General features: G+C 56.0%; 20 protein-coding genes. 4 read left to right on the top strand and 16 right to left on the bottom strand.

Features of this window, described 5'->3' with window-relative positions; genetic code table 11:
• Window positions 1–122 precede the first annotated feature (122 nt).
• Window positions 123–668 carry a hypothetical protein gene (locus ACVBEG_RS20260; protein WP_322181417.1) on the bottom strand — a complete coding sequence of 182 codons (546 nt, stop codon included), beginning with the start codon at window positions 666–668 and terminating at the stop codon, window positions 123–125.
• A 1,305-nt stretch (window positions 669–1,973) separates the two neighbouring features.
• Here ACVBEG_RS20260 and ACVBEG_RS20255 point away from each other — a divergent pair.
• Window positions 1,974–2,600, top strand: coding sequence for a response regulator transcription factor (locus ACVBEG_RS20255; RefSeq protein ID WP_322181415.1), 627 nt, complete (start codon window positions 1,974–1,976; stop codon window positions 2,598–2,600).
• A 179-nt stretch (window positions 2,601–2,779) separates the two neighbouring features.
• On the opposite strand, the gene ACVBEG_RS20250 is transcribed toward ACVBEG_RS20255, so the two are convergent.
• The 8 genes from ACVBEG_RS20250 to metG all read right to left on the bottom strand — a co-directional run bounded on the left by ACVBEG_RS20250 (window position 2,780) and on the right by metG (window position 9,614).
• Window positions 2,780–2,962: a PA3496 family putative envelope integrity protein gene (locus ACVBEG_RS20250; RefSeq protein ID WP_322181413.1), complete on the bottom strand. Its 183-nt coding sequence runs from the start codon at window positions 2,960–2,962 to the stop codon at window positions 2,780–2,782.
• 105 nt (window positions 2,963–3,067) lie between these two features.
• Window positions 3,068–3,706, bottom strand: a complete 639-nt coding sequence (gene nth, locus ACVBEG_RS20245) for an endonuclease III (protein ID WP_322181411.1) — start codon at window positions 3,704–3,706, stop codon at window positions 3,068–3,070.
• Window positions 3,703–4,368, bottom strand: coding sequence for an Rnf-Nqr domain containing protein (locus ACVBEG_RS20240; RefSeq protein ID WP_447108241.1), 666 nt, complete (start codon window positions 4,366–4,368; stop codon window positions 3,703–3,705). Before ACVBEG_RS20240 ends, nth begins: the two co-directional genes overlap by 4 nt.
• On the bottom strand, window positions 4,365–4,988 hold the full coding sequence (locus tag ACVBEG_RS20235; RefSeq protein ID WP_322181407.1) for an RnfABCDGE type electron transport complex subunit G: 624 nt from the start codon (window positions 4,986–4,988) through the stop codon (window positions 4,365–4,367). The genes ACVBEG_RS20240 and ACVBEG_RS20235 overlap by 4 nt, the downstream gene beginning before the upstream one ends.
• On the bottom strand, window positions 4,981–6,006 hold the full coding sequence (locus ACVBEG_RS20230) for an RnfABCDGE type electron transport complex subunit D (RefSeq protein ID WP_322181405.1): 1,026 nt from the start codon (window positions 6,004–6,006) through the stop codon (window positions 4,981–4,983). The genes ACVBEG_RS20235 and ACVBEG_RS20230 overlap by 8 nt, the downstream gene beginning before the upstream one ends.
• A complete protein-coding gene (gene rsxB, locus ACVBEG_RS20225) occupies window positions 5,993–6,859 on the bottom strand; it encodes an electron transport complex subunit RsxB (protein WP_322181403.1) in 867 nt (288 codons plus the stop codon). The genes ACVBEG_RS20230 and rsxB overlap by 14 nt, the downstream gene beginning before the upstream one ends.
• The gene (locus ACVBEG_RS20220) at window positions 6,856–7,443 is read right to left on the bottom strand and encodes an Rnf-Nqr domain containing protein (protein ID WP_322181400.1); all 588 of its coding nucleotides are present in this window, start codon (window positions 7,441–7,443) and stop codon (window positions 6,856–6,858) included. The genes rsxB and ACVBEG_RS20220 overlap by 4 nt, the downstream gene beginning before the upstream one ends.
• 128 nt (window positions 7,444–7,571) lie before the next feature.
• Window positions 7,572–9,614 carry a methionine--tRNA ligase gene (metG, locus tag ACVBEG_RS20215; RefSeq protein WP_447108240.1) on the bottom strand — a complete coding sequence of 681 codons (2,043 nt, stop codon included), beginning with the start codon at window positions 9,612–9,614 and terminating at the stop codon, window positions 7,572–7,574.
• A 187-nt stretch (window positions 9,615–9,801) separates the two neighbouring features.
• On the opposite strand from metG, the gene apbC reads away from it, so the two are divergent.
• Window positions 9,802–10,896 (top strand): iron-sulfur cluster carrier protein ApbC, encoded by a 1,095-nt coding sequence (gene apbC, locus ACVBEG_RS20210; protein WP_330200385.1) that lies wholly within the window; start codon window positions 9,802–9,804, stop codon window positions 10,894–10,896.
• 124 nt (window positions 10,897–11,020) lie between these two features.
• On the opposite strand, the gene ACVBEG_RS20205 is transcribed toward apbC, so the two are convergent.
• The gene (locus ACVBEG_RS20205; protein WP_014336857.1) at window positions 11,021–11,230 is read right to left on the bottom strand and encodes a cold-shock protein; all 210 of its coding nucleotides are present in this window, start codon (window positions 11,228–11,230) and stop codon (window positions 11,021–11,023) included.
• 320 nt (window positions 11,231–11,550) lie between these two features.
• On the opposite strand from ACVBEG_RS20205, the gene dcd reads away from it, so the two are divergent.
• Window positions 11,551–12,117, top strand: a complete 567-nt coding sequence (gene dcd, locus ACVBEG_RS20200; protein ID WP_219064163.1) for a dCTP deaminase — start codon at window positions 11,551–11,553, stop codon at window positions 12,115–12,117.
• Between the two features lie 108 nt (window positions 12,118–12,225).
• Window positions 12,226–12,459, top strand: coding sequence for a hypothetical protein (locus tag ACVBEG_RS20195; protein ID WP_322181395.1), 234 nt, complete (start codon window positions 12,226–12,228; stop codon window positions 12,457–12,459).
• Window positions 12,460–12,531: 72 nt separating this feature from the next.
• On the opposite strand, the gene ACVBEG_RS20190 is transcribed toward ACVBEG_RS20195, so the two are convergent.
• The 6 genes from ACVBEG_RS20190 to ACVBEG_RS20165 all read right to left on the bottom strand — a co-directional run bounded on the left by ACVBEG_RS20190 (window position 12,532) and on the right by ACVBEG_RS20165 (window position 19,514).
• The gene (locus tag ACVBEG_RS20190) at window positions 12,532–13,296 is read right to left on the bottom strand and encodes an ABC transporter ATP-binding protein (protein WP_322181393.1); all 765 of its coding nucleotides are present in this window, start codon (window positions 13,294–13,296) and stop codon (window positions 12,532–12,534) included.
• A 12-nt stretch (window positions 13,297–13,308) separates the two neighbouring features.
• Window positions 13,309–14,427 (bottom strand): succinylglutamate desuccinylase/aspartoacylase family protein, encoded by a 1,119-nt coding sequence (locus ACVBEG_RS20185; protein WP_322181391.1) that lies wholly within the window; start codon window positions 14,425–14,427, stop codon window positions 13,309–13,311.
• A gap of 10 nt (window positions 14,428–14,437) precedes the next feature.
• Window positions 14,438–15,148: an ABC transporter permease gene (locus ACVBEG_RS20180; RefSeq protein ID WP_219064159.1), complete on the bottom strand. Its 711-nt coding sequence runs from the start codon at window positions 15,146–15,148 to the stop codon at window positions 14,438–14,440.
• The gene (locus ACVBEG_RS20175; RefSeq protein ID WP_322181388.1) at window positions 15,145–15,873 is read right to left on the bottom strand and encodes an ABC transporter permease; all 729 of its coding nucleotides are present in this window, start codon (window positions 15,871–15,873) and stop codon (window positions 15,145–15,147) included. The genes ACVBEG_RS20180 and ACVBEG_RS20175 overlap by 4 nt, the downstream gene beginning before the upstream one ends.
• A gap of 81 nt (window positions 15,874–15,954) precedes the next feature.
• Window positions 15,955–16,737, bottom strand: coding sequence for a transporter substrate-binding domain-containing protein (locus ACVBEG_RS20170; protein ID WP_322181386.1), 783 nt, complete (start codon window positions 16,735–16,737; stop codon window positions 15,955–15,957).
• 311 nt (window positions 16,738–17,048) lie between these two features.
• On the bottom strand, window positions 17,049–19,514 hold the full coding sequence (locus tag ACVBEG_RS20165) for a penicillin acylase family protein (RefSeq protein ID WP_322217590.1): 2,466 nt from the start codon (window positions 19,512–19,514) through the stop codon (window positions 17,049–17,051).
• Window positions 19,515–19,730: the final 216 nt, after the last annotated feature.

Raw genomic sequence — 19,730 nt, 5'->3', positions numbered from 1 at the left:
CAAAGCCGGTCGTTGCGAGGCATGAAGACTGACGGTGATGCGGTCATCACGCTTACACCTGTTTTGTTAGGCTGCGTTACCCACAAGCACAGGCTCGGATGACGGTCGGGGTGCTTAATGTGTTACGCCTCAGGCAAGTCGCTTGAGTCGGTTCTGTCGCGGGCTTGTCTGAATTCAAATCGATAGTCCTGCCCGATTTTCCATACCTGGCGCACGCTCAAGTTCAATTTCTGAGCGATCTCCCATGCCGTATACCCCAAGTTGGAATAATGCATGGCGTGGCCTGCAATGTCGTCATCAACGGTAGCAGGCTCTGCCTTTTTTTCATTCTGGATACCGCGAATAGGTCGGCTATAGGATATCTTCAGGCCGTGTTCCCCGGCCATCCGTCTCACATCTTTCTTGTTCATCCTCAGGGAGTATTGGAGAGCGTTGACGCCAGCACCCTTGGCCACCAAACTTTTCAATAGTTCCAGTTTTTTATGGGTGTCTTCCTCCAGATCTATATCAAGGCGCGGGGGGATTTCTGACGCCAGGATAGTGTCTGCAGTCTCTCCGGTCGGGATAACATTGATAACGCCTCCTCGCTGAATGAACTGGTCCACGGCAGTCGCCAAATCCAGCAGAGGCGCATGTTTAGAGCGGGAATGGGGGGCTTTATTGTTCATGGTAATAGGCCTGTGTTTGTATGCTGTTGGGGAAGTGAGCACATCATTGGGTGTGAGTCGCTTCGATCCGGTTATGCGGGAAAAATAAGGGCTCTTGAAAAGTGGCGGATTTTAAGTTGTCGAGTTTAGTGGCGCCGCCCAATAATCAATGAAATCACCGAGTCACGGGCAGTACAGTGAGCAGGCTCGATGAGTAACTTTATCCCGTGATTCGATTAAATAGGGTGGGCAAGCGTTCTAATAGAGTTGCTGCTAATAAAAAGTAACGACTGGTAATAGAATTTGCAAGTGAAAAAAAGCGCTTTATATGAATTACCTGGCGAGTTGTGCGAGGTTATTACATTGGAGGGGTCGGCATTCTTAATGTGATGTAGTACGTTTCCTCTTCGTGTCGCCAGGTATGGCCAGTGTTCAACGAATAGCATTAACTCTAGGTCGGATGAGCTCTTTGTATAGGGCTGCAGGCGTTTTGTTGTAAGGTCGATGACTTTCTTCAGGTCTGCACTCCGTAACCGTGCCGTGTTTGTTATATAAACTTTTAAGGTGGCAACGCAAATGGCCTGCATCGGTGATGCGGGCTATCTATTCAGTTCGGTTGGATTAAGTATTTCTGTTGGTGTCGGGTTGAATGAGGGCGTGAGCTTTAGGACTTTTCTGAGTGTCGTGTAGCTTTTTTCCTAAAGTGGATGAGAATAATAAAAAAGCTGTGCAAATACGTGGATTTTAAATTCAACATTTGTAAATTTTGCTGAGACATCCGCAATATAATAGGTAATAATTTATGACGGGTGTTCTGTATTGTGTCTGACAATCCGACACATCTCTGAATAGACAGAGGGTCGACACGTGCGTTCATCAGTGCGTTCATGGTTCACTGACACTCTGTAAAAAACCAGTTTCAGGCACCGCGGAGTAAGGGTTGAAAACGTTGGTAAATGTGGCTTATGGCTATATTTGTGCTTCGCAGGATCCCGAGTGAGCACTGAAAATGCCAAATCTCGATTGACTAGTTATCGAGGTGTCGGATCTGTGCTTGACCAAACGTTGATAACTCTATTACGTGAACCACGATGCTGGAGATCAGCAAACAAAACTGAAACCAGTTCATCCGCCGCCGAGGGTTGCCGATTGTCAAAAGGATCAAAAAGTACATCACGCATGGCGTCTTTTGTAGGGCGTATCTGTCGTATATGTAGGAATGGTCTCTGGCTGTTGGTCCTCGGGGGGGGGCGCTATGCAAAGCACTAAACGACTAGGCTATTGTGCTGACTCTAAAAAATCGAACAGCGAAAATTGGACTTACCCATGAATAAAGTGCTGATCGTGGATGATCACCCCGTCATTCGCCTTGCTGTACGCATGCTAATGGAGCGCCATGGCTATGAGGTCATCGCGGAAACGGATAATGGCGTGGACGCCTTGCAGCTGGCTCGAGAGCATTTGCCCGACATCGTTATTCTTGACATAGGTATCCCGAAGCTGGACGGGCTGGAGGTAATCGCCCGTCTGACAGCGATGACGTTGCCTTTCAAGGTGCTGATTCTGACCTCTCAAGCTCCGGGGCATTTTTCCATGCGCTGCATGCAAGCCGGTGCTGCCGGCTATGTCTGTAAACAACAAGATCTCACTGAGTTGCTAAGCGCGATTAAGGCGGTGTTGTCGGGCTACAGTTATTTCCCCAACCAGGCACTTCATTCCGTGCGCTCAAGCCTGGGTAATGCCAGTGAGGCAGATATGGTCGATCGGCTGTCTGGCCGAGAGATGATGGTGTTGCAGCAGCTGGCTCGCGGTAAAACCAACAAAGAAATTGCTGACGGGATGTTTTTGAGCAATAAAACTGTCAGTACTTACAAGACGCGCCTGTTACTCAAGCTTAACGCCCGTTCTTTGGTTGATTTGATTGAACTCGCTCAGCGCAATGGGCTGGTCTGAGACATCGTTTCGCCGTGCTCGGGGATAGCAGGAATACGGGAAAGAGAGAGCAGGCTTTGCCGTGGTCGTATATTGATAACCGATCATCGCTAAAGCCTCTCGCGAGTGAGAGGCTTTATACGGGAAAACCCTTTACAATCAAAGACCGCCAGGCATTGAGGTCGGGTAGGTTCGATGCTTTAAAGGTCGAAGTCGTACTCAGCCAGTTGCTTCTGCAAGCGCCGCTCTTCCAGAAGGTTGTCGATGGTTCGGCGTTTGCTCAAATTGGTCTTTGCCTGTTCCACAGGCGCCTGCTCGTCCTCATCCGCTTCGACCGTAGCGAAGTCGTCTTCTGTGTCCAATTGCTCTTTGCCAGTGCTCATAAAGTGACTCCAGGCTTAGGCTGTCATTGGCGCACCTTATAGCGACAATTCATGACCGGGTAAAAAAGATTTTTTCAATCGATTGCCCCCTGGAACCTCTATCGCTCAATCGTCAGACGTCTTGTCCTTGTATTCACAGAGGTCTTCGATCCTGCAGCTGCCACAACGGGGCTTTCGGGCCTGGCAAACATAACGGCCATGCAGGATGAGCCAGTGATGAGCATCGAGCAGGTAATCCTTCGGAATAAACTTCATCAGTTGCTTTTCCACCTCGACCACATTCTTGCCGGGGGCGATGCCTGTGCGATTGCTCACGCGGAAAATATGGGTGTCGACCGCCATGGTCAGTTGGCGAAAGGCCGTGTTGAGAACAACGTTGGCGGTTTTGCGTCCGACGCCCGGCAAGGCCTCTAGCGCTTCGCGGGTCTGCGGTACCTGGCCACCGTGCAGTTCGATCAGCATCCTGCAGGTCTCGATGACGTTTTTTGCTTTGCTGTTGTAGAGACCAATGGTTTTTATGTACTCGGACAACCCTGTCACGCCCAGGTCGTAAATCGCTTGCGGGGTATTGGCCACCGGATACAGGCGTGCGGTTGCTTTGTTCACTCCGACGTCTGTCGCTTGAGCCGAAAGAATCACCGAGATCAGCAGTTCGAACGGTGAGCTGTAGGCCAATTCGGTTTTAGGTTCCGGATTGTCTTCGCGCAGGCGACGGAAAATTTCCAGGCGTTTTGCGGCATTCATGGCTGAAGCGTTTCCTTGGAGGCGGAGAGTCGGTCGATGTTCTTGGCATCAGGCGTTCGAATTGGGCTTGAGCGGCTTGCCCAGACGTTTCTCGCAGCCAGGAGCAGTCCTAGCAAGATAAACCCTCCAGGCGTCAGGAGGGCAAGGTGCAGCCCCCCTGAAAATATACTCACTTCCCAGTATGCCGCGCTTGCGCCGAACAGCCACTGGGCATGGCTGAGTAGGGTGCCGTTGCCTAGTAACTCGCGCAGCAGCCCGAGACTCAGCATCAATACGCTGAACAGAACGATCGGCTTGGGATAATTCCGAGGCCGGTCGTCAGTCGCTTCGCCGGTGTATTCGCTCAGCACGCAATGAGTGCCGATTAATGCCAGGTAGATCCGCAGCCCCTGATAGAGCGCCAGCGCTTGAGCCTGCAACACCAGTTCAGCGCAACTGACCAGTGCGGCGGCCACCAGTGTGCTGGCGAGCAGGTGCGAGCCGGGGTTTAACAGCGGGCGCATCCACCGGACCAACACATTGTGCAGGCCGCCGACGATCCATAGGACCAACAAGAGTCCCATGGCCCGTACGAGTGAATCAGTGATCCCCAGGAGTGGTGTCAGGCTCAGTGGGCCAAGAAGGGGGCTGAAATCATTGTTATGTTGCGCTCGCTCGCTCATGGCGGGTTACCTGTGGATGGCGACAGGAGTTGCGCTCGATAGGCATCGAAGAATTGCAGTGTTTCGTGGATCGCACTGACAGTCGCTCGAGAGGTAATCGTCGCCCCCGCGATCTGATCAAACTGTCCGTTGTCTTTTTTCAGCGCCCAGCCTGACTCTGCTGGCTCACTCATTGATTTGCCGATAAAACTTGCCAGCCAGCCCGGTTCAGTAGCGATACGGGCACCGAGACCGGGTGTTTCGTTTTGCTTGAGAGCTTTTACCCCAATCAATTTGCCTGTGGTCGAAACACCAATCAGCAGCTCGATGGTCCCGGAGTAGCCCTGCGTCCGGCTGTGGAAAAGGATCGCGCTAGGTTGATCGGCGAGCGTTGCAAGATATGCGGCGATGACTGTCTGGGTTGCAGGCGTTTGCTCAGGCAAGGTCAAAGGATGCTGCAAGGGGTGATTGTCGAAACTGTCTGGTGGCAGAATCGATAGAAACGCTTGTGCCTGAGCCGCTTCGCGCGCAGCGATGATTCGCGCGCTTGTGCCGTGTTGCAGAGTGATCGTCAGGCCCGCGCCGACACAGGCGATGAGGGTAATGATCAGCACGCTGAGTGCTCTGGAGGGTTTATTCATGACGCGGTTCCGGGTTTTCTTCGGAAGGCCGCATTCGCTCCAGCGCAGGCACGGTAAGGTTCATCAGCAGCACCGCGAAAGCGACCCCGTCAGGGTAGGCGCCCCAGGTGCGAATAAGGTAGGTGATCACGCCCACTCCAGCCCCAAACAATAGGCGTGCGCGTGGGCTTTTGGGGCCGGACACCGGTTCTGTCGCGATAAAAAACGCGCCTAGCATGCTTGCACCGGTCAACAAGTGGAACAGCGGCGAGCCGTGGGAATCCGACCCGGAACCGTTCCAGCAGAGCAGGCTGATGATAAACAGGCTACCAAGCATTCCCACTGGCGCATGCCAGCTGATTACCCGCTGTTTGAGCAGGAATGCACCGCCCGCCAGGAATGCCAGGTTCAGCCACTCGGCACCTCTGCCTCCGAACCGGCCGAACGACGGGTTGCCTGCGAACAGCTCGTCGACGGTCAGACTTTTATTGATCCGCAAGGCGTCCAGCGCAGTGGCTTGAGCCCAGGCATCGGGTGGCGTCGTCGAGCCGAGGTTGAAACCGAAAATCTGTTGCAGACCGCCCATCAGGTTCAGGCTGTGAGGCGCCGGCCAGTGGTTCATCTGTTGCGGAAACGACACCAGCACCAAGGCATACCCAAGCATGGCCGGGTTGAACGGGTTTTTTCCTACTCCGCCGAACAGGTGCTTGCCACACAGCAGTGCAAAGCCGCTGGCCAGCAGTGTCAGCCACCACGGTGAATACGGCGGCAAGGCGAATGCCAGCAACGTTGCACTGACCAGTGCGCTACCGTCGCTCAGCGAGGGCCTGAGCGGCTGTTGACGCAGCGTGAGCACCAAGGCCTCGGCTGCCAGAGCCATGCTGGCCGCCAGTAGCCAATTGATCAAAACGCCCCATCCATAAAACCACAAAAGCACCAGAGCGCCGGGCACCGTGGCCAGTAACACCAGGCTCATGGTCTTTTGCAGGCGCTCGCTGACCTGTTCGGTCGGGCTGGCGGCTGCTTCAGGCGGTGGCATGAGTGTCGACCTTGGGTTGCGTCTGAGCGTTTGCTTCGAGCGTGATCAAGGTGTGTTCGGCGGCTTCGAATTCGCGCTGTAGCACGACCAGTTGCGCTTGCTGTTCGGCGGTGGGCGGATGGCCAAAAGCCTTGAGCGACTTGTTCAACTGCGCCCGGCTCATAGCCAAGGCTATTTTGGCTTTTTTCAGGGCCTGGTCATCGGCCGCAGCTTTTTGCGCACGGATGCGCTCGATGGCGGCCTGTACGGGGTTGAGTGCAGGCGTTGCTGTGGTTACGGGTGTTTGAACGGGGCGTTGGGAGCGGGCCAGCCGTTCGGCCTGCTTATGCTCTTCTTCACGACGCAGCCGGTCGTTGCGCAGCTCGAAGCGTCGGCGCGCATGGTTGCGCTTGCTGGCGCGGGCTTGTTGCAGTTCGCTGCTAAACGCCATACCGCCAACGACCGGGATCACGCTGAGTGGCAACGGGTGCATTTCGATGCAATCCACTGGGCAAGGTGCCACGCACAGGTCGCAACCCGTGCACTCGTCGATGATGACGGTGTGCATCAGCTTTGCTGCGCCAACGATGGCGTCCACCGGGCAGGCCTGAATGCATTTTGTGCAGCCAATGCACTCGGCTTCACGGATGAACGCGATCTGCGCTGGCGCGGGGCCGCGATCGAGGTCCAACTGTACGACAGGGACTTCCAGTAGCCGGGCGAGTGCTGCGATGGTTTCGTCGCCGCCGGGCGGGCACTTATTGATCGCTTCGCCGCTGGCGATTCCTTCGGCGTAGGGCTTGCAGCCGGGATGCCCACATTTGCCACACTGTGTCTGCGGCAGCAGCGCATCGATACGTTGGATCAGGTTCATGGTTTGACCAGCCCACTGAAGCCGAGAAAGGCCAGTCCCATCAAACCGGCACTGATCAGTTCGATCGGCATGCCGCGAAAAGGCAGTGGAACATCCTGGATGTGAATGCGTTGACGAAGATCATGAAACAAACTCAGTACCCACCAGAAGCCCAGTCCGGCCCCAAGGCTCAATGCCAGCGTGAGGAAAATCCCCTTGTCGGCCTGTGTGCTCAGCATCGCCAACCCGAGAATCCCGGCGTTACCCAGCAGTAGTGGCCACAGCCCGTCGAAGGACAATCGCGGCAAGAACCGAGACAACATGGATATGCAGGGCGTGATTAACAGTACGCTTACCGGCAGGAATATAAACAAACGCAGGTACGTCAGCTCCAGCGGCAGCAGCAAATAGCGGTACAGCAGGTAGCTGATGAGTGTGCTTGAAAACATTATCCACGTAGTTGCGATGCCCAATGCATGTACTTGCGAGCGGGTGAAGTCAGATGGGCGCGAGGCCTTGAGTAGCGGGTCGACACCCAGCGGCAACTGCAATACGAGATTGTTGATCAATGCGGCGCTGATGAGGGTGAGGATGAAGTCGGTCATGGTCGTGCCGGGAGTGAGCGATCAGGCGAGGGAGCCTTTAAGAAAGATAGTACCCGGCAAGGACGCAGGCCGTACTTCTTCCATAAAAAAGCCCACGAACAGCACTGTTCGCGGGCTTTTTGCCGGGCTTACTTGATGCGTTGACCAGGCTTGGCGCCGCTGTCGGGGCTGAGCAGGTAGATTTCTTCGCCACCAGGGCCCGCAGCCATCACCATGCCTTCGGAGATGCCAAAGCGCATTTTGCGCGGTTTGAGGTTGGCAATCATCATGGTCAGGCGACCTTCCAGCTCGGCTGGATTCGGATAGGCGCTTTTGATTCCGGAAAAGACATTACGCTGTTCGTCGCCAATGTTCAAGGTCAGGCGCAGGAGCTTATCGGCGCCTTCAACGTGTTCGGCCTTGAGGATCAGGGCCACGCGAAGGTCCACTGCTTCGAATGCACCGAAGTCGATTTCGGCGGCCAAGGGTTCTTTGACCAGTTCGCCATTACCTTGCGGGGCAACAGAAGTTTGGCTGGCGGTCAGGTCTTCTTTCGAGGCGTCGGTCATGGCTTGCACTTTTACGGGGTCGATTCGGGTCATCAGCGCCTGGAACGGATTGAGCTGATGATTGCTCAGGAGCGTCTGGTGGTCGTTCCAGGTCAGCGGCGCGACGTTCAGGAAGGCCTCTGCGTCGGCTGCCAGCAGCGGCAAGACGGGCTTGAGGAAAATCACTAGTTGGCGGAACAGGTTGATGCCCAGCGCGCAAACGGCCTGGACTTCGTCTTGCTTGCCTTCCTGCTTGGCCAGAGACCAGGGTGCTTTTTCTGCGATGTACGCGTTGGCGCGGTCGGCCAGGCCCATGATTTCGCGCATGGCGCGAGCAAAGTCACGCGTTTCGTACGCGTCGGCAATGCTGGGTGCGGCGGCAAGGAAAGCGTCGGTCAATTCTGACGCGGCATTGCCTGCGACCAGTACGCCGGCATTGCCTTTATGGATGAAGCCGGCGCAACGACTGGCAATGTTGACCACTTTGCCGATCAGGTCGGAATTGACCTTTTGCACGAAGTCTTCCAGGTTCAGGTCCAGGTCGTCGACGCCCCGGCCGAGCTTGGCCGCATAGTAATAACGCAGGTATTCCGGTGACAGATTGTCCAGGTACGTGCGGGCCTTTATAAAGGTGCCGCGCGATTTCGACATTTTCTGGCCGTTGACGGTCAGGTAACCGTGGACGTTGATTGCGTTTGGCTTACGGAAACCTGCACCTTCGAGCATGGCTGGCCAGAACAAGGCGTGGAAGTTGATGATGTCCTTGCCAATGAAGTGGTACAGCTCGGTGCTGGCATCTTTGGCCCAGTAAGCATCGAAGTCCAGATCGGGGCGACGGGCGCACAGGTTCTTGAAACTGGCCATATAACCAATTGGCGCATCCAGCCAGACGTAGAAATACTTGCCCGGCTCGCCTGGAATTTCGAAACCGAAATACGGTGCATCGCGTGAAATGTCCCACTGTTGCAGGCCTGCATCCAGCCATTCGGCGATTTTGTTCGCCACGGCGTCCTGCAATGTGCCGCTGCGGGTCCAGCTTTTGAGCATGGCATCGAAGTCTGGCAGCTTGAAGAAGAAGTGCTGGGACTCTTTCAGTACTGGCGTCGCCCCGGAAATCGCCGATTTAGGGTCTTTCAGGTCGGTCGGGGCGTAGGTCGCGCCGCATTTTTCGCAGTTATCGCCGTACTGATCTTCGGTGCCGCATTTGGGGCAGGTGCCCTTGATGAACCGGTCGGCCAGGAACATCTGCTTTTCCGGGTCGAAATACTGGGTAATCGAACGGGTAGCGATATGGCCGGCGTCGCGCAGGCGTGTATAGATCAGGCTCGACAGCTCACGGTTTTCTTCGGAGTGGGTCGAGTGGAAATTATCGAAATCCACCAGGAAGTCGGCAAAGTCGGCGCTGTGTTCAGCCTTGACGTTGTCGATCAACTGTTCCGGGGTAATCCCTTCTTTTTCAGCGCGCAGCATGATTGCCGAGCCATGAGCGTCGTCCGCGCAGACATAGATGCACTGATTGCCGCGATGCTTTTGGAAACGCACCCACATATCGGTCTGGATGTACTCAAGCATATGGCCAAGGTGGATCGATCCATTGGCATAGGGCAGGGCGCTGGTGACGAGAATCTTGCGTGGCTCGGACATGGGGCTCGGCTATTTGAAGTGAAACGGAGGTCGGTCACTATAAAGGTCTGGACGATATATTTCACCCCGTTGGCGAGCATTGCCCGTGATCAGCCAACATATCGGCATGCTGTGAAAGCATGCCGGCACCTTTCAGAAGGGGTAGGATAGCCGTCTGTTTTACTCAGTCTTTTTACCGGGAGTAGCCATGAGCGCCGTCAATCGCGCAGCGGTGGAAGCCGTGCTTCGCCAATATACCGACCCTTATTTGAACCAGGACCCTGTCAGCGCGGGCTGTGTGCGTACCATTGATATTCAGGGTGATCGCATCAGCGTTCAACTTGAGTTGGGTTATGCCGCCGCCCTGTTCAAGAATGGCTGGGCGCAAATGCTGCAAATGGCTATAGAGGGGATGGAGGGTGTGTCCTCGGCCAAGGTCGAGGTGCGCAGTGTGATCACCGCGCACAAGGCTCAAGGGCAAATCCCGGGCCTGGCCAATGTGAAGAACATCGTCGCAGTTGCTTCCGGCAAGGGCGGCGTGGGCAAATCCACTACCGCCGCAAACCTGGCGCTGGCGTTGTCTCGCGAAGGTGCACGGGTCGGTATTCTCGATGCGGATATCTATGGCCCGAGCCAGGGTGTGATGTTCGGCATCCCCGAAGGCACGCGGCCGAAGATCAAGGATCAGAAGTGGTTCGTGCCCATCGAATCGCACGGTATTGAAGTCATGTCCATGGCGTTCCTGACCGATGACAACACGCCGATGGTCTGGCGCGGGCCGATGGTTTCCGGTGCGCTGCTGCAACTGATTACGCAAACGGCGTGGAATGATCTGGATTATCTGGTCATCGATATGCCGCCCGGCACGGGCGATATCCAGCTTACGCTGGCGCAGAAAGTCCCTGTGGCCGGAGCGGTGATTGTCACCACTCCACAGGATCTGGCATTGCTGGATGCCAAGAAAGGCGTCGAAATGTTCCGCAAGGTCAACATTCCGGTGTTGGGTGTTGTGGAAAACATGGCCGTGCACATCTGCTCCAATTGCGGTCACGCGGAGCATTTGTTCGGTGAGGGTGGTGGCGAGAAGCTCGCGGCGCAATACGATGTCGAGCTGCTGGCGTCATTGCCGCTGTCGATTGTGATTCGCGAGCAGGCCGATGGTGGTAAACCGACGGTAATCGCTGATCCAGAAAGCCCGATTGCCATGGTCTATCAGGAACTGGCCCGTCACGTGGGCGCGAGAATCGTCTTGCAGGAAGCTCAGGCGCAGGCGATGCCGAACATCACCATTAGCGACGACTGATTGTGTATTGCCGTGGGCATCCGCTGGGTGCTCACGCTGTCGCCGTAAAGCATTTACATTTTCTACGGGCGTAAAAAAGCCCCGCTTTTGAGGGCGAGGCTTTTTTTAAGCGATTCAGTACAAGTTAGATAACTTGAACTTCTTCAGCTTGCATACCTTTCTGGCCGCGGGTAGCGACGAAAGAAACCTGTTGGCCTTCTTTCAGGCTTTTGAAGCCGTCAGATTGGATAGCTTTGAAGTGAACGAACAAGTCGTCACCGGATTGTGGAGTGATGAAGCCGAAGCCTTTTTCATCGTTGAACCACTTAACGGTACCAGTTTGGCGATTAGACATGGTGTATCTCCTTGGACAAAGTTAACTGCGACACAGGAAGAACCCTGGCCGAGACTGAGTGCAAAGAGCAGGAAAAATTCTTGGAGATGGTTGGATCGAAATTCAACATCGTGTAGAGATTCTCAGTGACACAAGCAACACAGTGACGTCACCTTAACTGGTTTTTCGAGAAGTGCCAATGCCTTGTTCAGGATTATTTTCATTCATGCTTAAACACGGGTTTGGATCGATGGCCGTGACCTCTAGAGTCTTTGAACCCGAAGGCCCGGCCCGGTAAGATGCCAGACATCTTTTTCCACCTCGCTATTCAGGACACCGCCATGAGCATCAAATCGGACAAGTGGATTCGCCGCATGGCGCTAGAGCACGGGATGATCGAGCCCTTTGTAGAGCGCCAGGTTCGCGGTGAAGGCGCTAACCGGCTGATCTCCTACGGTGTGTCGAGCTACGGTTACGATGTGCGGTGTGCCGCTGAATTCAAGGTATTTACCAACATCAACTCGGCGACGGTGGACCCGAAAAATTTCGATGAAAAGAGCTTCGTCGACGTGACAAGTGATGTCTGCATCATTCCGCCAAACTCGTTTGCCTTGGCACGCACGGTCGAATATTTCCGCATTCCGCGTAATGTGCTGACCATCTGTCTGGGCAAAAGTACTTATGCACGTTGCGGAATTATCGTTAACGTGACGCCACTCGAGCCCGAGTGGGAAGGCCATGTGACGCTGGAGTTCTCCAACACCACCACCTTGCCGGCGAAAATCTACGCTAATGAAGGCGTGGCCCAGATGCTGTTTCTGGAATCCGACGAAGAGTGTGAAATTTCTTATAAAGACCGTGGCGGCAAGTATCAGGGTCAACGCGGCGTGACATTGCCGCGCACTTGATTTGCCGTTGATCGGGCGCCCAGGGAATTAGTGCCCATTCAGGCACTCTATTGTCAGGACTGTTCCCTCTCGCGCCGAGCGAGGGGAGTCAACACTCAGGAGTGCCCTATGACGTCAAGTTCGAAACGCATCGCCCCCGCAAGAGTCAGCGACCACAATCATGTGGGCCTTCTGGCGTGGTCGTTGCTCGCTTATCCCCAGATCAACATCAACAGGGTCGGCGGCATTCCGGGGCAGCCCGACCCCGATTCCCCGAACGAACAGCCCGACGAACCCACAGATCCCACTGAGCCAGGCGTGCCAACCCTTCCTGATGAGGCGCCACCCAAGCCCGTCGTTTGAATGCACCAAGGCTGGAGCGTGATGAGTGGCGTGTGTCTTCGGTTCGCGTTGCTGCGTGAAAAGCCTTTCCCGCTATTTCAAATTCCCGCTCAAAAACTGCCGCAGCCGATCGCTTTGCGGGTTGCCCAGTACGTCGTCAGGATGCCCTTGCTCTTCGACCAGGCCCTGGTGCAGGAACATCACCTGATTCGAGACTTTGCGGGCAAAACTCATTTCGTGGGTAACCATGATCATGGTACGGCCTTCTTCAGCCAGGCCTTGAATCACTTTAAGTACTTCGCCGACCAGCTCCGGGTCCAGTGCCGAGGTGGGTTCGTCGAACAGCATCACTTCCGGCTCCATCGCCAGCGCACGGGCAATCGCCACGCGTTGTTGTTGGCCGCCGGAGAGGAACGCCGGGTATTGCTCGGCAACGCGTGTCGGCAGGCCGACTTTGTCCAGATACTTGCGCGCCCGGTCTTCGGCTTCGCGTTTGGAAACACCCAGCACACGGCGCGGGGCCATGCTGACGTTTTCCAGCACGGTCATGTGGCTCCATAGATTGAAATGCTGGAACACCATTGCCAGGCGAGTACGGATGCGCTGCAGTTCGGCGGGGTCTGCGACGTGCATACCATGCTTGTCGCTGACCATGCGCACGGGCTGGCCGTCCAGGGTCATGGTGCCGCTATTGGGTGTTTCCAGAAAGTTGATGCAGCGCAAAAAGGTACTTTTACCCGAGCCGCTGGCACCGATCAGGCTGATCACGTCGCCCGTGCTTGCTTTGAGCGATACGCCTTTTAGCACTTCGTTGTCGCCATAGCACTTGTGCAGGCCATCGATCGTCAGTTTGTACATGCCGTGCAGTCCTTAAGGAGAAAGCAGGTAACCGCTACGGTAGGCTTCGGTGCCTGCGACGTGAGCGATGACCATGCCAGCGGTCGCCATGCGCCGCAAGGAGCGGGCATACAACAAGCCGGAATTGAGAGTGTGGATTGGCGTTATCCGATCACTGATCGGATCGATGATTTCAGCGATTTTTTGCCCGGCTTCCAGAAACTCACCGGGTTGGGCGCAGAACACCAGTAGGCCGCCGACCGGCGTTGCGACCGGCTCGACACCGGCCAGCGGTGTTGCCGGGTACAACAGCTCTGGCTGGGGCGCCGGATCTCCGGCGATCACGCCATACAGCGTCAAGTAGTTGATCAGTGCCTGACAGTCGCGACTGGCCAAGGCGTGATTAACGTCGCCTTGGCCGCGTAATTCCAGGGTCACCGAAATGCTGCCCATGGGAACTGCAAAGCGTGCGCCGAAGCGCTGTTGCAACTGCCACCAAAGCAGGGTGAAGCATTCATCGAACGATTGCCCGCCGGAGTCGGTGGCCAACAGGCTAGCCTGAGCGCCCAGGTAGCGTGACAGTGCCTCGACTCGAGGCCAGGCCTCGGGAGTGGTGTAAAGGTGCTCCACCGCTTCGAAATCACAATGCAGGTCCAGCACCATGTCGGCATCGCAAGCCAGGCGTTGCAGGGTCAGCCGTTGCGATTGCAACTGCGTATCGACGATCTGAGCAGACAGCGCCGCGCGCAGGCTGCTGCGGATCAGTTCACGGTTGTGCTGCGGGTCATCGTTGAGCCGCGCTTCGACATCGTCACCTACCTGCAGACTCAAATCGACAAACAGGCGATTGAAGTTCTGCCCACTCTCGAGTTCGTAGCGACCCAGCGGGATATCCATCAGCACTTGTTCCAGGCCGATGGGGTTGGCGACCGGGACGACAACAATTTCGCCCAACAGCAGGTCGGCGCTTTCCAGCTCGGCCAGGCGCTGCTTCAGGTACCAGGCCACCAGCATGCCGGGCAATTCGTCCGCATGCAGGGACGCCTGGATATAAACCTTGCGGCCAGTGTTTTCCGGGCCGTAATGAAAACTGTGGATCTGCCGCGCGGTCCCTGGTAGCGGGGCGAGCAGATTGTGCGTGTGATGGCGCATGTAAAAAGTCCTAGTGAGCCGGGCCCAGAAAGGCTAGCCAACGGCGCTCGGCCAATCGGAACAGGCCGACCAGGGCAAAGGTGATAGTCAAATAAATCAGGGCGGCGATACCAAAGGACTGGAAGGTCATGAACGTCGCCGAGTTGGCGTCCCTCGCTACTTTGAGAATGTCCGGCACGGTCGCGGTGAAGGCCACGGTGGTCGAGTGCAGCATCAGAATGACTTCGTTGCTGTAGAACGGCAGCGAACGCCGTAGCGCTGACGGCATGATCACGTAGGCATAGAGTTTCCAGCCGCTGAGTCCGTAGGCTTTGGCTGCTTCGACTTCACCATGATGCATGCTGCGAATCGCCCCGGCAAAAATCTCCGTGGTGTAAGCGCAGGTGTTCAGGGCGAATGCCAGAATCGTGCAGTTCATCGCGTCGCGAAAAAACGCATCCAGCAATGGTTGGGCACGCACGGCTGCGATGCTGTAGATACCGGTGTAGCAAATCAGCAACTGGATATACAGCGGTGTCCCACGAAACAGATAGGTGTAGAACTGTACCGGCAAGCGCACCCAGAACTTGCGTGACACTCGGGCGATAGACAGCGGGATCGATACCACAAAGCCGATAGCGATCGAAGCGCTGAGCAGCCACATGGTCATGGCCAGACCGGTGATGTGGTAGCCGTCGCTATAAAGGAAGGGCCGCCAGTAATCCTGGAGAAGTTCGATCATCGTTGTGCCTCCCGGCTACCTGCGGCATAGCGTCGTTCGGCCCAGCGCAGAGCAACGTTGGAAATACTGGTGATCAGAAGGTAAATCAGTGCGGCCACGACCAGAAAGAAAAACAGTTGATACGTGCTTTTGCCTGCATCCTGAGCGGCTTTGACCAGATCGGCGAGGCCGATGATCGACACCAGGGCGGTGGCCTTGAGCATCACCATCCAGTTGTTGCCAATGCCCGGCAGGGCGAAACGCATCATTTGCGGGAACACCACAAAACGGAAACGTTGGCTGCGCTTCAATCCATACGCGGTGGCGGCTTCGACCTGTCCGCGTGGGACGGAGAGAATCGCGCCACGGAACGTTTCTGTGAAGTAGGCGCCATAGATAAACCCGAGGGTGATGACCCCGGCCGCGAACGGGTCGATTTCGATGTAGTCCCAGTCCATTGCTTCTGTGAGACCGGTCAGCCAGGTTTGCAGGCTATAGAAAATCAGCAGCATCAACACCAGATCGGGCACGCCGCGGATCAAGGTGGTGTAGAGCTGCGCCGGTATGCGCAATATGCGCAGACTCGAAAGTTTGCAGCTGGCGCCAATCAGGCCGAGCACGATGCTCACCAGCAGCGACAGTAACGATAATTTGATGGTCATCCAGGTGCCTTGAAGCAGCAGCGGGCCGAAGCCTTTCAAGCTGAAGGCGGACAATCCAAGGGTTTGCAGCATTTCGTCAAACATGGATCAAGCCTTTTGCGGTCAAAAAAACGCCCATCGAATCGGGTGGTAGATTTTCACCTGAAATCGACGGGCGTTGGGATGTTATTTACCGCTGTACAGGTTCAGATCGCCAAAGTGTTTTTTCTGGATTTCTGCATATTTACCATCGTCGTGTAACGCTTTGATACCTTTATCCAACAACGCCTTGAGCTCTTTGTTACCTTTCGAGATACCGACTGCGGTTTTAGCCGGCAGCAGTGGATCTGTGATTGGCTTGCTGACTTCGAAGCCAGCACCTGCTGGTGACTTCAAAAAGCCCAGTTCGGCTTGCAGCATGTCTTGTACGGAAGCATCGAGACGGCCGGAAGTCAGGTCAGCATAGACCTGGTCCTGGTTCGCATAGGCCTGGGTTGTTACACCCGCCTTGTCCAATACGGCCTTGGCGTAGGCTTCCTGAATGGTGCCTTGCTCATAGCCAACTTTCTTGCCTTTGAGGGTTGCAGGGTCGGCCGTTACGCCCGCGCCTTTCTTGAACACCAGTGCAGTTGGGCCAGAGAACAGTTCCTCGGAGAAGTCGATAACCTTCATCCGCGCATCTGTTACGGTCATCGACGAGATAACGCCGTCGAATTTGTTGGCTTTCAGACCGGGAATCATACCGTCGAAATCGCTCTCGACCCATTTGCATTTAACTTTCAGCTCGGCGCAAATCGCATTGCCCAGATCGATATCGAAGCCTACCAGGCTGCCATCGGCGGCTTTTGATTCGAAAGGCGCATAAGAAGGATCGACGCCGAAACGCAGTTCCTTGTATTCCTTGGCCATTGCACTACCAGCGGCGAGACAAATAGCCAGTGCGGAAAGGGTCAGCCATGCTTTTTTCATTGATCAGTCCTTAAAACCAAAATGAGCGTTGGGAACACGCGAGGCTTGCTACCGGCGAGCGCCAGACCCGAAGAAGATAGCAATTTTTGAACCAAAGAGACGAACGTGCGTTTTAAATGTACGGAGTTGTCGCAATGATGACTTTGATGGAGAAGTGCTCATTGCCAGCTCAGAACGAGCTACAGGATAGACGAGTTTCTTCGCAGGCCAATATGCCACTAAAACGAGCACGCTGGAGTCGTCCTCCGGGAACAGGCACGGACGTTGCTCCATCGTGGGGCGATGCGGCGTGTCTGGCACGCCGCATCCCATTATTTACCAGGTATCAGCGTCAGTCTCTGCTTGCCATAGGTCTTGTCGAAGTTCTGCGGCTGCATCGGGATGCTCATGTATTGGCCTTTGAGCCAAGGGTCGATGCCATCGGCGTAATGCGGGCTGGCCGGGTTGCCGGACTGGCCAGTGCTCTGTCCTATCATCGGTTCCTGTTGACCAAAGTCGACGATAAATCGCATGGCCGGGATCAGTCGGGTGTCGAAATCCTGCCCCCAGTTATAGGCCGACTCGTTGAGGGTGCTGTGATCGCCGCCTGCGGGAATCGGGCTGCGTCGGCTACCTTCCGAGGTCCAGGCGTAATGGTGCAATTTGCCCCATTGCCAAGCCTTGTGATCATTGCCTAGTTGGCTTTCGCCGGCAGTGATGGCCGCTGCCAGGCTGCGGGCAAGGATGGTCGGTTTGTCTTCTTTTTGCGGCGTTCGGGTGTCATCCCAATACGGGCTGTCCTCACGTCCCAGCAGGTGGTCGGCCTGGGCGGAGTAGGAGAGGTTGGCGCTTTCGACCAGGGCTTTCCAGGCCGGACTGGTTTCAGGGCCCAGCTCGTCGAGGAATATCTGCTTGGCACTTTCCTGGAGGAACAGCTCATACAGCGCCGCATCGGCCGAGTTGGCGGAGAGCTTGCCATCGAATGCCAGCAGGCGCGTGAGCGCTTCGTGTGCCTTGGCGCGATCAGTTGCAGGGAGGGCTTCGATTGCCTGTTTCAGCGATTGAGCCATGCCCGACGTTTCGAACATTTTTTTCAGTTTGGCAGCGAAGGTCGTGGTCTGGTCGTATTGCATGGCGATCATGCTGCGGGTGTCCTGCTTACCGCTGCCTGCCATTTCGGCGATGCGTTCGGCCCGCTCCGGGTAGTTCCAGGAGTTCGACAGTTGCATGCCATAACCTTTAGGCACGGTGCGCTGATTGGCGGTGCCTATCCACCCCTGCACCGGGTCTTGATCGTAGGGGTGGAGCATCGGGTCGGCGAAACCGTCCCAATCAAAACGACTGTCCCAGCCTGGCGATGGCAGCAAGCCAAGCCCTTCACGGCGATTCGGGAAGCGCCCGGTGACTTGCCAGCCGATATTCTGTGCATCGGCAAATACCATGTTCAGGGCTATCGCGCGAATTTCGCGGCTGGCATCGGAAGCCTTTTCGACGTTCTGCGCGCGGGACAGGTTGAAGAGTGCGTCCATGCTTTTGTCGTCTTTGAAGTCTGGCGTTTGCAGGGCCAAACCAAAACCGCTGTTCAGTTGCACTGGTTGTTGTGGGCTTGTTCGTTCGCCCAGCGCGCTGTTGAGCAGCGGTCCGTGGCGAGTTTCGTAGATGGTTTCGCGAACGGGGCGCTCACCTTTAACGAAGAAGGTTTCATTGCGAACAGTGGCGGGCTGCCATTTGCCATCGGCCATATAGAACAGTTTGTTGTTTTCGCGCTTGAGCTTCTCGAGGAACAGGTCCTGATTGTCACCCATGACCCCGGTCATGCTCCAGGCCAGCTTGCCGTTGAAGCCCGCCATCACCAAGGGCAGGCCTGCAATGGAGACGCCGGCAGCCTGATATTTCGGGGCGCGGATCTGCACGAAGTTCCATGCCGAAGGCAGTTTTGCGCTCTGGTGTATGTCGTTGGCCATCAGGCTTTTGCCGCTTCTGCTGCGCCGTGGCGAAATCGCCCAGTTGTTGGCAGCCGCCACACCGAGCATGTTCAGGTCTGACAGTTGGCTGGCGACTCGATTCAGATCGCTAAGCCCGGACACCTGGCCAAGGTTCAAGCCCTTGAGCTTCTCGGCTTCAGCGAACGGTAATTCTTCATCGGGGTAGGTCGGGATCAGCCAGGCGAGTTTGTCCGCGCCGACTTTTTGCGCCAATACCAGGGATGACAGTTCTTCCTGCAGGTTTTTTGACACGCCGAAGTTCAGCAGGCTGAAGATCAGCGCAGAGTCTTCCGGCTTCCAGTATTCAGGGTGATAACCAGACGCAGCCAAATCCGCCGGCAGTTTGTCGCGGTAGCGGAACAGGTAGGCGTTAACGCCGCGCGCATAGACTTCAAAGAAACGTTTCAGGCGCGGCGAAGAGCCGTTGTACAGCTCGCTGGCGCTTTTCTTCAGGTTGATCGAGCGCATCAGGCGGTCGATTTCCAGTGCGCTGGGGCCGTCCATTTCGGACAGGCGACCTTGGGCCAGCAAACGCATGCCGACCATCTGACTGATGCGGTCACTGGCGTGAACATAACCCAGGGTAAAGAGCGCGTCGTGAAAGGTGCTGCTTTCGATCAGCGGCATGCCAAGGTTGTTGCGGCGCACCGAAACATTTTGCGCCAACCCTTTGAGCGGGTACACCCCAGAGGTCGGTGGCAGCGTGTCGCTGCCGCCGCCGTTGAGCTGACAACCGGCCAGGCTCAGGGCTCCAGCGACTGCTGCGGCAACGCCGAACCGGGGTAGAAAATATGAGAGGGCTGGCGAGGCCATGGCAAAGCTCCTGCGGGGGTGGCGTGGAAAGGCGCTACGTTAGTGAGCCGGCACGCGCCACGCAAGCAGCCATCGCGGCTAATGTGCGGATTTATCCAGGGATGTGGACTACGTTGCCTGCGAAGGCGCCCTTTCAGGCGCCGGGCATTCAAGGCTTCGGCGGATTGACCTTATCGACCAACGCATGCACGCGTTGGCTCGCAGCGCGGTTGGCGA

This window comes from Pseudomonas sp. GG8 (genome assembly GCF_052976945.1).
Note: the sequence above shows the minus strand (reverse complement) of the source record. Positions and strands in the feature narration are given on the sequence as shown.